This window comes from Shewanella marinintestina (assembly GCF_023283845.1).
Lineage (GTDB): Bacteria > Pseudomonadota > Gammaproteobacteria > Enterobacterales > Shewanellaceae > Shewanella > Shewanella marinintestina.
The window spans coordinates 1-16,703 of the sequence record NZ_JAKILC010000021.1 but is presented as its reverse complement, the minus strand read 5'-3'; the positions used below and the strand labels follow the sequence as shown (position 1 = coordinate 16,703).

10 protein-coding genes and 1 pseudogene are annotated in these 16,703 nt (G+C 42.1%); 4 read left to right on the top strand and 7 right to left on the bottom strand.

Going from position 1 to position 16,703, the window contains the following annotated elements:
* Nucleotides 1–82: 82 nt before the first annotated feature.
* Together L2747_RS18480 and L2747_RS18475 are read right to left on the bottom strand one after the other, a co-directional pair.
* Nucleotides 83–4,591 (bottom strand): SslE/AcfD family lipoprotein zinc metalloprotease, encoded by a 4,509-nt coding sequence (locus L2747_RS18480; protein WP_249000475.1) that lies wholly within the window; start codon nt 4,589–4,591, stop codon nt 83–85.
* 500 nt (nt 4,592–5,091) lie between these two features.
* The gene (locus L2747_RS18475; RefSeq protein WP_249000474.1) at nt 5,092–6,342 is read right to left on the bottom strand and encodes a valine--pyruvate transaminase; all 1,251 of its coding nucleotides are present in this window, start codon (nt 6,340–6,342) and stop codon (nt 5,092–5,094) included.
* A gap of 348 nt (nt 6,343–6,690) precedes the next feature.
* Between L2747_RS18475 and L2747_RS18470 the strand changes: the two genes are divergently transcribed.
* From L2747_RS18470 to L2747_RS18460, 3 genes are all read left to right on the top strand, one after another.
* Nucleotides 6,691–7,836 carry an exonuclease SbcCD subunit D gene (locus L2747_RS18470; protein ID WP_249000473.1) on the top strand — a complete coding sequence of 382 codons (1,146 nt, stop codon included), beginning with the start codon at nt 6,691–6,693 and terminating at the stop codon, nt 7,834–7,836.
* The gene (locus tag L2747_RS18465; RefSeq protein WP_249000472.1) at nt 7,833–10,889 is read left to right on the top strand and encodes an AAA family ATPase; all 3,057 of its coding nucleotides are present in this window, start codon (nt 7,833–7,835) and stop codon (nt 10,887–10,889) included. Before L2747_RS18470 ends, L2747_RS18465 begins: the two co-directional genes overlap by 4 nt.
* A 229-nt stretch (nt 10,890–11,118) precedes the next feature.
* Entirely contained in the window at nt 11,119–12,405 is a 1,287-nt protein-coding gene (locus L2747_RS18460) for a peptidoglycan DD-metalloendopeptidase family protein (protein WP_428848542.1), read from the top strand.
* 122 nt (nt 12,406–12,527) lie between these two features.
* Here L2747_RS18460 and L2747_RS18455 read toward each other — a convergent pair whose 3' ends face one another.
* The 3 genes from L2747_RS18455 to L2747_RS18445 form a co-directional block, all read right to left on the bottom strand.
* Complete coding sequence (locus L2747_RS18455; RefSeq protein ID WP_249000470.1) at nt 12,528–12,707, bottom strand: hypothetical protein; 180 nt, start codon at nt 12,705–12,707, stop codon at nt 12,528–12,530.
* A 169-nt stretch (nt 12,708–12,876) separates the two neighbouring features.
* Nucleotides 12,877–13,224, bottom strand: coding sequence for a hypothetical protein (locus L2747_RS18450; protein ID WP_249000469.1), 348 nt, complete (start codon nt 13,222–13,224; stop codon nt 12,877–12,879).
* Between the two features lie 51 nt (nt 13,225–13,275).
* A complete protein-coding gene (locus L2747_RS18445; protein ID WP_249000468.1) occupies nt 13,276–13,515 on the bottom strand; it encodes a hypothetical protein in 240 nt (79 codons plus the stop codon).
* A 250-nt stretch (nt 13,516–13,765) separates the two neighbouring features.
* Here L2747_RS18445 and L2747_RS18440 point away from each other — a divergent pair.
* Nucleotides 13,766–14,605 (top strand): annotated as a pseudogene (locus L2747_RS18440) (transposase); the annotation flags it as partial.
* Nucleotides 14,606–14,858: 253 nt separating this feature from the next.
* Here L2747_RS18440 and L2747_RS18435 read toward each other — a convergent pair.
* The gene (locus L2747_RS18435) at nt 14,859–15,392 is read right to left on the bottom strand and encodes a hypothetical protein (RefSeq protein ID WP_249000467.1); all 534 of its coding nucleotides are present in this window, start codon (nt 15,390–15,392) and stop codon (nt 14,859–14,861) included.
* A gap of 633 nt (nt 15,393–16,025) precedes the next feature.
* Nucleotides 16,026–16,481 carry a hypothetical protein gene (locus L2747_RS18430; protein WP_249000466.1) on the bottom strand — a complete coding sequence of 152 codons (456 nt, stop codon included), beginning with the start codon at nt 16,479–16,481 and terminating at the stop codon, nt 16,026–16,028.
* Between the last annotated feature and the right edge of the window lie 222 nt (nt 16,482–16,703).

The following is a 16,703-nucleotide window of genomic DNA, read 5'->3' as shown; positions in this document are numbered from 1 at the left end:
CTTAAATGCTAATCTAAGGGGCTTTTTCTATTCAGATAGAAAGCTAATTTACTTATTCGTATCAGTTCAGCTTTTTGTCAAATTAGTTAATTGAGCTAATGGTTTCTGGCTTGATCGCAGGCGTTGCTAGGTTTAACGACTTAATATAAGCAACGCCGTTGGTGGTGATACCACCTTCATAATCACGTGTGCCGTCAGCAGTTACAACAGATACTTCGCTTGGGTTCCATGCTTCAAAGAAGCTAGTTAGATCATAACCAGATACTTGAGATGCGCAGGCCATTAGCAAATTACCTTCACGTAGATCTAAAGAGTTTTGTGCTGAACAAGCTTGGTTTTCGATGTTACGCGCTTCACGATGCATCATCTTAATCATGTTCCAGCCTTCATCAGCGCCGAAATACGATGGTACTTCTCCAGTATTAAAGTGCTCTGCAACCTTAAAGTGGCTTTCGCCCCAGATTTTTAATTGCGCAAACATCACTAAGCGTGAACCAGCATCACCGTGACTCCACACATGGCCGTGCTCGCGGTTAATCATCATAGGCGCTTTTTGAATATCAGTCTTAATTCTATCCATTTCGCCCATACCGTTATCACGTTGTTCCTGCATATAAAGTGCAAGGATATTGTTAGCAACTTCAGTAGCACCTTTTACGTTAAAAGGAGCAGCAGCTAGATTGTGACCCACTTCATGCCATAACAACCAGTCATTCACTGGATTAGTAGGAATAGTGTCGTGGCTACGGTTGTAGGTGGTGCTCATTACTGGATAACCAGAATGGGCTGCACCAATTGAAATCTGCGCGTCATTAACAAAACGGTGGCTGTGCTCAGGCAATAAATCTCCAGTAAAGCGCATATTACCGATTGTGTTGTCGCGTGCGTGGAAGTTACTGGCTTTTTCTGCAAAGTCATTCATGCCTTGGCTAAATGTCGCCATATCAGTGTTACTTACGTTGTTAACCGGGGTTGTATAAACAAAGTGTCCAGTTATGATTTCTGCAAGTGGTACACCTGTATTCACCTGGTTTACCCACTGACCAGCTTTCCACATTGATGCTTCTAAAACGCCATTAAAGCTAAACTCAGCAGTATTTAAGCTGTCAGTTTTAGCTGGTTTGATATAAATCAGACCACCATATGGTGCAAGAATTTCAGTGCTTGTTCCGGCTTTATGAGTCCACGATTTTTGCACGCGAGAAGGACGCTTTAACGCGAGTTCATGCTGGTGCTTACCTGTAACATCATCAACAAGAGCAATGGTTATCGTGGCATCATGATCACCCGTTACCGTTACTGGCGTGCGCTTAATGGCCCATAAACCCGTTGATTGCATGTTGTTAGCTGTGCCAACTACTGCATTATTAAAGGTTTCAATTTTAACGCTAGCGTTACTGCCAGTTGCAGCTGTATTACCAGGGTAGATACTGGTATCGACGCTAATGTCATTATCCCAGTATGAGCGACCAAGCATAATACGAGTAAGCGGCTTTTCTTGGTAGTTCAACGGATAACTTGGGTTTAGTTCTCCGGTTTCTGTCAGCATGTTATAACTTTGCATTTTTGCAAAAGTGTCTGCTGCACAAGCATTGTCAGGTTGATGTGCATCAGAGGTATAACAGTTCAAAAACTCGGTGGCTTTTTTAAAGCCTAACTCGTCTTGTACATCAGCGTTATAGCTATATTGCTCGTCATTCCAGAACCAGATTGATAAGTTGTCGTAGGTTTGGTTTAGCTCATTAAGTGATAAACGGCTACCTTCTTTGCCTTTACTGCGGTAATAGATTTCGTGTTGATAAAGCTTTTCAACATTCGCGCCTAAATTAGCGGCCTTAACCATAGTTGCAACAACATCTGGGCTCATTTCATAACGCGTAAATCTAGGACGGTAATATCTTTGTCCAGTGGTAAAACCATGGCCTTTACGCGTTTCAATACAGCCAATTTCATAATCGTAGTTAGGATCAGTACACTCTTTAACCTTCGGGAAAGCAGACTTAATTTTGGCTACGGCTTCTAAGCGTTCAGTTTCTGTTTTGGCGCTAAAAAAGGCAAAATTATTTTGCTCAATACCTTCAGAATTCGTCGTTTTGTATTGGGCTACACCAAACTCAGGCTTATCGATAGGGGATGGAAAAGTCACTGTGCCATCTTGGTTCACTATGAACTTAGACATATCATCGAACTTTTCATAGGTCACTAGCATATCGGTAAAGCTAGAGCGTGCATTAGGATAAGGTGCCTGGCAATAATAACTTTCACCGCAGTATGCTTGGCGGGTACGAGCAAGGTTTGCACCACCCAATGATATACCAGCTGTATCGGCTAAACGTGCAATAGGCTCAGGGTTTAGTTGCTCAATACCATCCATGAATAAAACATTACCACCGGCGTTAATGTACTTTATTAATGCTGTGATATCTGTTTCTGTCAGTAATGGCTTAGTTATATCGGCAAGCACCTTAACACTCATGCCGTCGCCAAAAAGGCCTGTTTCATAAGCTTGTAGAATTAAGATTGGGGTTGTTTTTGGATCGATGGCATCGTAACTACCAGACGCAATAGCTTCCATATTGAGTTGGTATGACTCATCAATATAAAAGTCATATTGTTTGTTTGAGTTAACGTTAGACTGCCAAACTTTACCAATATTTGAACCAACATTTATGCTGGTTTTACCGTTAGCATATTCAGGTGTAAACCAAGTAAACATATTGCTAAAGAATCGCGGCATACTGCCGTTGTCTTTGCCTGCATCTTCCTTACCAGCCCAGTAGCTTTCAGGTGTGCTTAAAATGTTAGGGTACATGCTGTTACCCATAAACACTACGTTACCTTGACCAATTTCACCTGCTGTCACCACGGGTAAATTATATGTGGCGGTGTCTTTACCTACCTTCTCAGGTCGCTTAAGTGTAACGTCAGACTCTGCATCAATAATTGTTGCGTCGGTTACATGCGGGAAGCCGTCATCACGTCGGTAAGCTTGCTCTGAGCCAAATGGTAACCAATAGTTCACGTCATTACGCGGCATCAATAGCGGGAATGCGGTGTTTGATGTATTCATTGAACGCATAAAACGTGCATAACCCACTTCACCGTAGAATGCTGAGTTGTCATGGAATACATGGAATTGGTCAACGTCAGTATAAAGTTGAGTCAGAGTGTTGGTTACATATTGCCCCTTTTGCAGTAGTGGCGATGCTTGTAGACGCGCTGCATTAGGGTTCTGGTTTAATTCGCTATCGACAATTTGTGCTAAACCTGTAGCAAACTGGGCGTTAAATTCGTTAGGTACGAAATAGCCACTGTTTTCAATCTCTGCACCATTTGGCAAATTAAGATTAATGATCTCGTTAATAACGTTAGGGTATTGAGCAAAAACACTGTGTACGTTGTCACTAAAAGTCACAGAGTCACTTGTAGTGTTAGCATAACGAGCGGTTAGTGCATCAACGTTTTGTTTAACGATTTCATTTTCAGAAACATCAGATAGCTTGTATTCAACTTGATTACCTTTGACCGAACCAAAGGTAAAAGTGTCTAGGCCAAATGTAATAGTCTCTCCCCATACATAAGATATTGTGCCGGTAGAGTCAGTGATCCCCCGCGAGGATTTGGTGTAGTAGTTGATACCCGCAATAGGTTTGCCGTTTACGTCGCTCAATACGCTTTCGGTTAAGACTTGAGCATCTGCACTCGGTTTATAGGTATAAGCGTCTTCTGCTGATGCTGAGACAAAGTCGGCATTAATATCTGGCTTAGCACCTGGTGTAACTTCAGGAGTTAATGCGCTATCGACATGGGAACTCGGCGCTTTATCGACTTCGTCTGTTTCTTCTGCCGCTGGTGGATTTAAAAATGCATCAATGTCTTGGTTATTTCCGCTAGAGAACAGCGGTGCAACATCAAAACTATCTAATTCGTCTAAACAGAGCTCTGTTGTGATAGCTGGGCAGGTGCTGATTTTTGACAGGACTTTTGCACCATCAGATATGCTGATGGCGTGTGACCATTCATCTTTCATGTCTAACGCCATTGCGTTATGGGTATCGCGAGTCCAGCCTTCAGGTAATGGAATATCCTGGTCTAACAATTCTAATGAACCGTAAGAGCAGCTAACGTTATCACCATCTTTAAAAGTAAAATGGCCAGTATTACCTAAGATTTGGTCATTACAGGTAATGTGACCAGATAAGGTTTTACCATTAAGTAATAAGCTGCCTTGATAGGTCTTTATTGCAGGTAAAATCTCTGTCGGTGGAATGGTTTCAATCGTTCCACTAAAGCATTGCTTGTTGGTATAAGTGTCTTGTTCCGTAACTAAGTTGGTGAGCGCAGCTTGGCAAGCTTCGAGACTTGGGTAAGCGTTCGCTTTTAGTGCATTACTGTCACTAATTTGCTCTTTTGATTCAGTGCTACAGAAAAAGTGTTCACTGGTGGATAGTGTCTGCTTAAAAGTATCTTCGCAAAGTTTGTCATTAATGATGTCAAAAGAAGGGAGAGAAGGGCTTATTGCCCCATCTGAGCCGTCTCCACAAGCAGTCAATAGATTGCCTATAACTACAGCAAGTATTAGTTTTTTCATTCTATATTCTCATTACCAAAAGCAAAGGTGCTTTCTTTAAAACCTATCCGCAATTAGGTCTTAGAGAACATGGCTTTTAATTTGGAACGGTAAATTTGGATCTAAAAATTTAATAAGTGTTAACAGTCAGTTTGTAGCGTTAATAAATAGCAATGTGGATTATGAATAAAGGCGACAGGAAGGTTTCAAAATGAAATCTTTAGCTGAAAAATATACAAATAAGTGGTTCTATTATCTCAATAAAAATACTAAAAATATAATTTTTTATTAAGTATGTTTCTTGACCATTAAGTGGGTTGTTAGTCGTACTTTGGTTGAGCACTTAAACTTACTGTATTTGTTTAAGCGTGATGATTTGCTGATGAGAAGTCAGTTCAATTAGCTTGGTATTAAACGCATATTCTAGTGAGTGGTAGCATCGAGACTTGAAATTTGCGCTGAGGATATAAAAGAAGTCGAGGCTGCATATCAATATTATTAAGCAGCCTCTTGATAATAGATTATTTACCGGCGTAAACCTTAGTGACCTCTTCACTGATTATGGCGATACCCGCACGCATTTTTGCTTCATCTTGCACATAGTTCATGCGCAAACATTGGCTTGCATGCTCCCAATCATTTTCGAGTCCAAAGAAGAAATACTCACCTGGCACAATTAATACCCCGCGCTCTTTTAAACGCTGATAAAGCTCCATGGTGGTAATCGGTAATTCATCAAACCATAGCCAAAGGAACATGGCGCCTTCAGGCTTGTGGATCTTAAAGCGGTTATCACTAATCGATTGCTGTAGCAGCTCAACGGCAAAAGCAGATTTTTGCTGGTAAAACGGCTTAATGACGGTTTCGCTTAATTTAAGTAAGTCACCGGACTCAATCATATGTTTGGCAATGGCAGGGCCAAATCCGCCTGGGGCTAAACTGATAATCGCATTGAGGTTAGATAGTGCTGCGGTGATTTCTTCGCTGGCAATCACAATGCCGCAGCGCACGCCCGGCAAACCAAGTTTCGACAGGCTCATACATAAAATCGTATTGCTGTTCCAAAACGGCGTGACTTCTTCAAAAATGATATTAGGAAATGGCGTACCATAAGCGTTATCAATGATAAGCGGTATGTTGTTGGCGCGAGCGAGTTCATCCAGCTTGGCTACCTCGGCGTCGGTCAGCACATTCCCTGTTGGGTTTGTCGGCCGAGACACACAAATTGCCGCCACGGAGTCATCAATAGCTAATTTGTCAAAGTCCACATGATATTTAAACATGCGGTTATCGAGCATCTCAATTTCAGGACGATAAGAGACAAAAATATCATCATCAAGACCAGCGTCGTTATAACCGATATATTCAGGTGCTAATGGCAGCAATATTTTCTTGTGACTACCATCAGTTTGTTTACCAGCTAACAAGTTAAACAGATAAAAAAAGGCGCTTTGGCTGCCGTTGGTTAAACTGATATTTTTTTCGCTGATATCCCAGCCATAGGTTTGTTTGAGCAAGTTAGCCAAGGCGCTTAAAAAACTGTCTTTGCCTTGAGGCCCATCATAGTTGCCGAGTGCTGCGACTAACTCGCCTTTAGCAAGCATATCCGCAGCGGCTTGGTGAAAATAATCCTGCATTGCTGGAATGGCTGCAGGGTTACCACCACCAAGCATGATAGCGCCAGGTGTGTTCAAGCCATCATTAAGATCATCCATTAATTGGGTAATGCCGGAGTAACGATTAAATTTTTCACCAAACTTTGAAAACTGCATCTATCTCGTACCACTATTGCCTAAGTATGCTTGTAGTAACAAGAGTCAGAATAAAGTGCACTCATTTTTTTAATTTTTAGTGACTAATTTGGCATTCATCATGTTTTGCTGAATAAATCGTAAATTTTTTGTTCAATTACGTAGTTTTAATCAACAGGGTGCCGTTGAACATAGGTTTGATTGCTGATGGATAATACAGTCGATTTCGCTGCACCGAATGACCTATTGTGTAATAGGCTGAGTTTTCTTACTATTTACCTTACTAAAATGAACAGTTCAAACGGAAAGTTAGCGCGCTAAGCCTTAACTAACGCACTGCCATATCTCCTCATTGTAAAACGAGACAACATGAAATTTATCCATACCTCTGACTGGCATATTGGCAGGCAGCTGCATAATCAAAGCTTGCTTGATGATCAGCGCTTTGTTTTAGATCAAATCGTTGAACTTGCAGCCCTGCATGATGTTGATGCCGTGGTGGTTGCCGGTGATATATATGATCGTTCAATTCCGCCCGCTAATGCGGTAGCGCTATTGGATGAGGTAGTTAATCGCTTGGTCAATGAGTTAAACATTGCGCTGATTATGATTGCGGGTAATCACGATGGTCATGAGCGCTTAGGTTTTGCTGCAAGGCAGATGAATGACAGTGGTCTGCATATTATTGGACCATTGAATAAAGATGTTAGAAGCATTGAGCTAAAGGGTAAACAAGGAAATGCTGTATTTTACGGTTTGCCTTATGCCGACCCTGCGACTGTGCGCCATGTCTTTGACTGTGAAGTGAGTACCCATGAAGAGGCGATGGCGAAGTTGCTAGAGCAAGTGCATGAGCACGATAGTCACGGCTTGCCCAAAATTGTGGTGAGCCATTGTTTCCTCGATGGTGGTAGTGAGTCTGAATCTGAAAGGCCATTGAGTATTGGCGGCGCAGATAAGATCTCCCCGACGTTATTTACGCCCTTTAATTACACCGCACTCGGACATTTACATGGGCCGCAATATAAGGGCGCAGAGCATGTGCGTTACAGCGGCTCAATGCTCAAGTACTCCTTTAGTGAGCAACACCAAAATAAGTCGGTCACCTTAGTGGACATCGCTGAAGATTGCACCGCCAGTTTTGAACTATTACCGTTAACCGCCATGCGCGATGTGCGCATTATCGAGGGGTTAATGGCAGACTTATTAGAGCAGGGTAAAACCGATGCTCACAATCAAGACTATTTGATGGTTAGACTGACCGATAAAAACGCTATTTTAGATGCTATGGGCAAGCTAAGGGATGTATATCCCAACGTCTTGCATTTGGAGCGCACCGGACTGATGAGCGACAACACTAAAGTAGAGCTGAGCCGCGATCATATTAAAAAGGGTGAGCTTGATATGTTCAGCGACTTTTTCGCTCAAGTCTCAGGTGAGCCGATGACAGATGAGCAGCAACAAGCAATGACCGCTGCGATAGAAGAGTTACATAAAGTGGAGCGCACAGCATGAGACCATTAACGCTTGAGATGTGTGCTTTTGGCCCATTTGCCTCAACCCAAGTTACCGACTTTACGGCGCTGGGCTCTAATCCACTATTTTTAATCAATGGTCCAACTGGCGCGGGTAAAACCAGCCTGTTAGATGCCATCTGTTTTGCGCTGTATGGTAAAACCACAGGCGATGAGCGTGAGGGCAGCCAAATGCGCTGCGACTTAGCGCCAGACAGCTTATTAACGGAAGTGACTTTCAGCTTTGCCCTCGGCGATAAACAGTATCGTATTCGCCGCGTCCCTGAGCAGCAACGGGCGAAAAAAAGTGGTGACGGCTACACGGTCCAAAAGCCAGAAGCCCAGTTATATTACATTGATAGCGATGGCGAAGAGCATTTGCTGGTGGCGAGTAAAGTCTCAGAAGCGACAGCTGAAATTGAAACATTAACCGGTTTAGATGCCGATCAATTCCGTCAGGTTATGGTGTTGCCACAAGGCAAATTCCGCGAGCTATTAATGGCAGACTCTAAAGACAGAGAAAAGATCTTTAGCCAGCTGTTTCAGACGCAAATTTACCGCAAAATTGAAGATAAACTCAAGTTTCAAGCCTCGGCGATTAAAGCTGAAGTGCGCGACCATCGTAATAAGCGTGACGGCATGCTCGCCAACATAGGTCTTGGATCTGATGAACAACTTGCTCAAGAGCTGACCGAGCTAGAACCTAAGCTTAACGATGCCGCGGCACTAAAGCAGCAAAGTCAGCAGGCGCTAATTGAGGCGAATAAACAGTTTGAGTCAGCTAAGTTCCTCAACAGCGACTTTGCAGCCCTAGATACGCTTAAGCAAACCGCCGCATTACTTGATGATAAAAAACCAATCATCACGCAGCAGCAAGCAAAGCTTGCAAGTGGTCAACAGGCGCTGCAACTCAAACCTGTGTTAGATGTGTCGCTTGCCCGCAGCGCAGAAGTTGCACAAGCACAAAGCGCCTGCGTTAATGCACAAGCGGCCAAAGCACAAAGCACGCAGGCGTTAGCCCAGAGCCAAGCAAAAGTCGATGCCTTGCCTGAACATGAGCAAAAGCTGCAAAGTGCTCAAAATGAATTGCAGCAATTAAATCAATTATTGCCGCAATTACAAGGGTTAGATGCACTGCAACATCAGGTTAATCAAGCCAGTGTGCAGTTAGAGCAAGCTAAACAAAAAGGCATTAACGAAAAAGCTCTGCTACAGGCATTGCAAGCACAAAAGCAGCAAGCTGAACTGCAATTACCGCAATTAGAGTTACTCGCTGCAGAGCAAGTCAACGCGCAGCAAGCATTGAGCACTCAAACCGACTTGATTGAACGTTATCAGCTTTGGCAACAAGCAAGCCTTGACGCAAGTCGCACCGAGCAAGCGTTAGCACAGGCAAAAGAGAAGGGCGGCCAGCTACGTAATCAGTTTACCGAGGCGCAAACTCAGCATAGGCAGTTACAGTTAGTTTGGCACCGCGGCCAAGCGGCGAGTTTAGCTTTGCAATTAAGCCCGGGTTCGCCTTGTCCAGTATGTGGTAGTGGAGAGCATCCTCATCCAGCGCAAAGCGCCGAAGCGCTGCCAACAGAAGAGCAGCTGCAACAGGCGCAGCACGCTGAAGAGTTGGCTAATGAGGCGCTTAACCAAGCAAGGGCGGAATACTCAAGCCTCAATACTAAATATCAAGAGCAGTTAAAGCGTACCGCTGAACTATTGCAAAAAATTGGCGAGGCCAGCCAACAATCGCTTGAAAATCTGCAATCACAATTACTTCTGCTGCAACAACAGTTGCAGCAAGCGAATGATGCCGCTAAGCAATTAACTCAAATTAGAGGCCAGCTGCAAGAATGGCAAACGAAGGAAAAGGCGTTACAAACGCAGCTTGAAACAGAGCGTGAGCATTTTTCTGAGCAACAAAACAAACTTGCTGAGCTGCAAGGTCAACTTAAACATGCACTCGCGGCAATCCCAGAGCAATATCGTAGCGTGGATGCGTTAAATGGCGCGATTGCACACGTTAATGCGCAAATAGCTGCTTTGCAAAGTACGATTAATTCGACGCGTCAACATCATAGCCAAGCGGCAGAGTTAGATGCTGCTAATACCTCGGCTTTGACGGCAAGTGAAGCGAGTTTGACTCAAGCAACGGCCCACAGCGATGCAGCCTTAACAGAATTAACTCAACAGTTGCTAAGCGCGGGCTTTAGTGACCAACAAGCACTGACTCAAGCTTTGTTATCTCAAGACGAGCTTAAAGCGATAACTGATGAAATTAGTCATTATCAGCAAGCGTGCACCGCAAATGACACCCGATTAACTGCGCTAAATGAAAAATTAGCCGAACAAGTTAAACCTGAGTTAGCAGGGCTAGAGAGCGAACTTAACAATATCCAGAGCCAGCAACAGGCAGCAGATAATCAATGGCAAACATTACAAGGGCGTGTGACGCAGTTAACTCAAACCCAAAATCTACTAAAAGAGGCTGATGCTAAAGCTAAAAAGCTTGAAGATGAATACGCCGTTATCGGCACATTATCTGACGTTGCCAATGGGCAAACGGGTAACAAAATCAGCCTACAGCGCTTTGTGCTCAGTGTGCTGCTTGATGATGTGTTACTTGAAGCCAGTCACCGTTTACAGTTGATGAGTAAAGGCCGTTACCGGTTGCAGCGTAAAGAAGAACGCGCGAAGGGCAACAAGGCTTCAGGTTTAGAGTTAGAAGTCGAAGATGCCTACACCTCTAAGGTGCGCCCGGTAGCAACGCTTAGTGGTGGTGAAAGCTTTATGGCGGCGCTGTCGATGGCGCTGGGTTTATCGGATGTGGTGCAGGCTTATGCGGGCGGCATTAAGCTTGATACGCTGTTTATAGACGAAGGCTTTGGTAGTCTTGATCAAGACTCGCTAGATCTAGCGGTAAGAACCTTGATGGACTTGCAATCTTCTGGGCGCATGATTGGTGTTATCTCCCATGTGTCTGAGATGAAAGAGCAGATCGGCACCCGTATCGATATTAATAAAACTGCTAATGGCAGTGAAGTAAGCATAACGCTGCCTTAAGTTAGCTTAGTATTGAAAATGGCTAAGGCGAATGTATTGGCTAATTAAGCGAGTCGATACAAGAGGCTTAGCCATTAAAACGGCTTTTTATTTACAAGTATCTGCTTATTTTGTGCCGTAGATCAGTTTGTATATTGCATTATTTTTGATATAACTTGGCATCAAACCTCGTTTTAATGGGGTTTTTAAGTCAAATAGATAATCATAATAATGAAAGTCGAGGCATAGGTTGCGCGCAAGTAAATATTCTTTTTCAAATATGTCGAAAAACCGTTTGGTAGGGTTAACGTCCTTTCATCGAAAAGTGCTTATAGGCTCAGTGTTAATCATTGGTGCTGCAACGCTAATGCCTAACAATCACGAGTTATTATCCCAACGGATCCCGGTTCAGCTCGATATTGACGCCATTCTTTCTCAAAATATCGACATTCCCAGCACTGATAAACTCGAACCCGCTGCTGATTTTCAAAAACGAATCGTTAAAGGCGATACGCTTAGCGGCTTATTCGAGCAAGGCGGTGTTGATCAACAAACCATGTATAAGGTGTTAGAAGCTGACTTAAACGTACTCGCGCTTGATACACTAAAACCGGGCAATAACATTCAGTTTTGGTTAAATGATGCCGGTGAACTGCAAAAGCTTAGCCTTTACTTTGATGCGTCTAGGCAAGTGATTTTTAGTCGTTTTGACGATGGCTCGTTTAATGTCGATGAAATCAATATTGAAGGCATATGGCGTGACCGCGCAATATCGGGGCAGATCCACGGTTCTTTCTATTCATCAGCGCAAAAAATGGGGCTTAATGCTGCTGAAATCCAGCGTGTTGAATCGTTATTAAAAGAGAAGCTTAACTTTGCCCGTGATCTGCGTGCAGGCGATAAATTTTCAGTACTGATGAACGATCAGTATATTGATGGTGAAGCAACGGGTAACAGCCATGTGCTTGGGGTGACTATCGATCGCGGCTCAAGCAGTATTAATGCTTACCAACATTCTGATGGTAACTTTTATGATGAACAAGGTCAGAGTTTAGCAAGAGCGTTTCAGCGTATTCCTTTAGAAAAAAACTACCGTATTAGTTCGCGTTTTAATCCTCATCGTCACCATCCAGTAACAGGCCGAAACTCACCGCATAACGGTACTGATTTTGCTATCCCTATCGGTACTAAAATTGTGGCACCGGGCGATGGTGTTGTGTCTTTGGTGACCAACCACCGATTTGCCGGCAAGTACATCGTTATTGACCATGGTAATAAGTATCGTACCCGTTACTTGCATTTATCTAAGTTTCTTGTTCACAAAGGACAGCGAGTCTCTCGTGGCCAAGTGATTGGTTTGTCTGGTAATACTGGTCGCGTGACTGGACCTCACTTACATTATGAGTTCCATATTAATGGTCGCCCAGTTGATTCTATGAAGGCTAAGATCCCAATGGCAAGTAAGCTATCTTCAAAAGAGATGAGTGAATTTAGCCAGATAGTTAAAGTCAGAAAAATGATGATGGGGATAGCGTAAACTCACTGACTTAGCGCCGTTTTCTTAGGCGTATTTTGCAGATTTAGGCTGTTTTTAAAATAGATTTAATAAAGCAAACAGCCATCATTTATTGATGGCTTTTGTTTAGGGTTTATCAGGGATTAACTTTTAAGCATCTCCCAAGATTGATCAAGGGCTGCTATCTTGTTGATACCAACCCAGACTCCACCTTGGGGTTTGTCTGCTAGGTAATGACACTCTTTTGGCCGCTGACCATTATTATAAAAACTCTGACATAGCCCTTGGTTAAGACCGCTGTCATTAAAGTTGACTTGCTGCACAATTGCACAATTGCACAATTGCACCATTAAGGGGGAATGTTTACGCGATCAATATATTCGCTCTCAGCATATAAACTTTGTTTTTCGTATAAGTGAGCAGGCTCTGTATAGGCTATTTCAAGCTAACCTTTAATCATCCATTTTAGTTTGAGGGCTTCTTTAGAAGTCATTAACCACCAAACTCACGGCTAATAATTTTTTCAGGAATGAAGTTTTCAGGTAATGCTGCAGTCGCATTTTGAGAGAACTCGCCAGCCATACCAAATGCTTTGTCAATGTTAGGTACCTTGACTCCTTTATCGACTGCCAATTCTAAGATCTTCTTACCAATATCATTACAAGTATTAACCCAGTCTTTTGGAAGCTCTCCAACAGGCACTGTAGGCTGGCAAACTAACTTAAAAGTTCGTGTTTCGTCGTTGGCTAGAATTGACACTTCAACAACCTCACTTTTAAACGGGTTAGCTAATGTACTTGCACTAAATATGAGTGTTGCGGCGATAATAAATGTTCTCATGTCATTTCCTTATGATTGATAACAGCTGAAGCTGATCGTTTTTTGTGTGGGTTAACTATCGGGTTTACTACTTCCAGAATAAAGCCAATGGGTAAACATAGATATGAAAAAGTAAAAAGGGATAAATAGAGTTAAGTAAAAGCCTAAATCTAACAAAAATGCTAAATCTTGCAAAATGGCAAGTTCGGTTTCTAAGCGGCTTTTTACAAAATAAGTCACTATACCGGACAGTATGCTGGCGACGTAATGAGCGAATTGCTTACTTTTCTTTGCTTCTACATCCTTGTTCACGGAAGCCTCTTTGCGTCTGGAGTATTTTGAGTAGCAAGTTGAGCTGACATAACATGACAGACACTCTTTTTGCGAAGGCCATACTAAGAGTTAACTTTAACAGAGTGAGTAAGTATGTAAATAAAAGGATAAAGAATTACCTAGCCTCGATAATTAGGAGAATTAATTGAGACACCCAGAATTGTGAATGCAGGTTTCCTTTACTAGACTTTAGTTCAGGCTAAATAGAGGAGTTTGTTATGCCAATACCAAGATTGAAAAGGTGTTTGCCATTGATATTTGTGCGTTTGCGGTAATGATTAATCATTTGCATCTTGTATTGCGGATTGATGCAGAATTAGTGAAATCTTGGTCTGATATCGAGGTTGTTGCGCAATGGCAAAAGCTGTTTAAAGGTGACTGCTTGAATCAATACTTTGTTAAAGGCGAGCCACTTGAGTCCTATCTGCAAGCCATCATCAATAAACGAAGAAAAGAGTACCGATTGAGATTGATGGATATATCATGGTTTATGTGGGCGTTGAACGAACCCATAGCCCGAAAGGCTAATATGGAGGATCAGAGTAAAGGTCGGTTTTGGGAAGGTCGGTTTAAGTCTCCAGCATCGCTAGATGAGGCTGCAGTCTTGGATTGTATGGCCTATGTTGATTATTCTTTACTCGTAGAGAGGTCTATTTGAGCAAAGATGGCTAATTCACCAGAATCCTCAGACTTCACGAATATTCAATTACGTATAAAAGCAGCGGTTAAGGGGAAGCAACCAGAAGCGTTACTGCCTTTTGTGGGAAATGAACATCAAGACATGCCCGAAGAGCTGATGTTTAATGCTAAAAGTTACCTTCAACTGATTGATGATACGGGTTGTATTCAACGACATGATAAAAGAGGGGCTATCAGTCTCTCTTCAGAGCAATTGTTAAATAGTTTGAATATTCCCGCTCAAAATTGGCTTAAAATGACTGCAGAGTTCACGACAATATTCAAAGGTCCAGTGGGCAATACACAAGAGTTAACCACTTATTGTGAACACCTTGAACGTAAACGACGACAGGGCGTCGCGAATTGTCACCGTTGGCTTGATTGTAGTTAGTCTAATTTAAAACTCTCGTTCACTTTTTACATTACCAAACAAATGTTTGGAATTTCAGCTGTATGAAATTCCCTTTAGTAACCGACAGTTTCCTCGTCAATCATGTTCAGTTCTTGCTAGCGTGCTTATGCGACATCCATGGGGTGTTTATATGTGACGGAAGCGACCAAGTTCAATGATGAGCTTTAGCCTGTATTGAAGTAAATAAAAATGGATGTCACAGTTATTTATAGTTATTTGTTATTTTTATCCGTTACTCTTTATTGGTTACATCCAAAAAGTTGAATTCAAATTGACCATCTGGATCTTCAACTCGGACGGCTTGGTTAAACTGCGCCGCTTCAAAGTATGGATTTTGCACTAATATGCTCATTAGCTGCTGCGTAACAGTATCGCTCTGAAATGCAGTAGCCAATGCCTGATGTGACTGTCTGATCAGCCGTGAGAATAAATGTTCACCCTCATCGTCTTCTTCACCATCATCGTTTGCAGTGGCCTCATTCCAATTGGCATAAACAGCTCGCAGCTTTACCGTTGCTTCATCGTTATCAAAATACACGTCTTCAACAATAAACTCATCATGTGAGAGTCTCGGGTGTGGCTCAAACTTGCTGCCGTCTTTATTCCAAATATTCCAGTATAAATCGCCATGCCAAAAGGCTGCAGAGATAGTCATGTGTGAGAAGGCTTCTTGTTTAACATAGAATGTTAAGCCTTCGATATTTTCTTCAATTAATCGGCTTACCTGCTTTTCATAAAGTCCACTTAACTCTTGAATATCGTGCATATTACAACTCTGATTGAATAGTTTTAGTAGGGAAGTGACCATAAGCTTAAACTGCTTGGCTTATCATCAGCTAGTTAGTCGGTTGTGGTTTCGTTAGCTTACATTATCGTTATTTGTCAGACTATTGAGTTTGCTCAGCCTTTAAGTATTCGCCATCAAAGGAGACATTTAACCGGCCACATCTATTCTGTTGCTAACAGAAAGGTTATTTTACTAACAGAAAGCCTAGTAGGCACTAATACAATTTGTAGCCTACAACCGTCGATATTGTACTGTATTTGATTACTTTTAAGAGTGACTATTCCCTCAATATTACCCATATTGATTTAACCTGAAGCGGGTCACCGACCCAAGTTGAAAATATTGTAGACGAGGATGAACAATGGCAGCTTATCTATGGCTATGGCTATGGCTATTGCAGTGCTAGTATTGTTCTCTAACTCGGTTTTGGAGAGAAATTGGTTAGAGTTAAAGCTCTGAAAATGACTGCTGCTATTAAGGGAACTATGGCAATCAGATATGTGGTAACGCCCAAATAATGGGCAAATTACAGTTGGTTAAAATGTTTGGTGAACGAAAAACAGCCAACTGTAAATTTTCCGTTTAATTGCCTTTCTAGCAATATGTTTAATCCTATGAGAACGTTTTTATATGTTTCATGTTTTTTATTGAATCATTAAACTCTTGTAGTGATGAGTCAAGTTTATACATACCAAGTGTTTTAAGGTTATATCCTGCTTCAAATTGTTTAGGGCTAGGAAACTCAAACTCCATCTTAAAAGCATCATCATTTTCTGATATATAAAAAAACTTTAAGTCATCAAAGGAGTAAACAGCATCATCAATAATTAAACTGTTTGAAGTTAAATCAAATACAAATAATTTTGGGTGTTTAATTACCTTATAAATACGATCAACTAGCCAAATTAATAGGAACGGTATACCTCCTATAAGAAAAATAGCTTTTCCCCAGAGATTATCAGGAATACTTTCTCTAAAAAACAAAAATGGAATACATAAAAGAAGACATAAAAGTGGTTCACTTAAGGGGCTAATATAATAATGCTTTTTAAATTGATATCTACCCAACTATGCCTCCTGCAATATCGCTAACGCCCATTTAAGGGGCAAAATTCAGTTGGCTAAAATAGGTGAACGTAGTGAACAAAAAGCCAACTGTATTTTGTCCCGCTTGAAATTCTTGTGTACGCCCAGCATGGGCATGAACTAATGAGGTGAAAGTCCTCTGTAGGAAGGTCACCGTTCAATAACATGCTGTTATTAAACGTTAACTACTAGCGAATGGCAAGG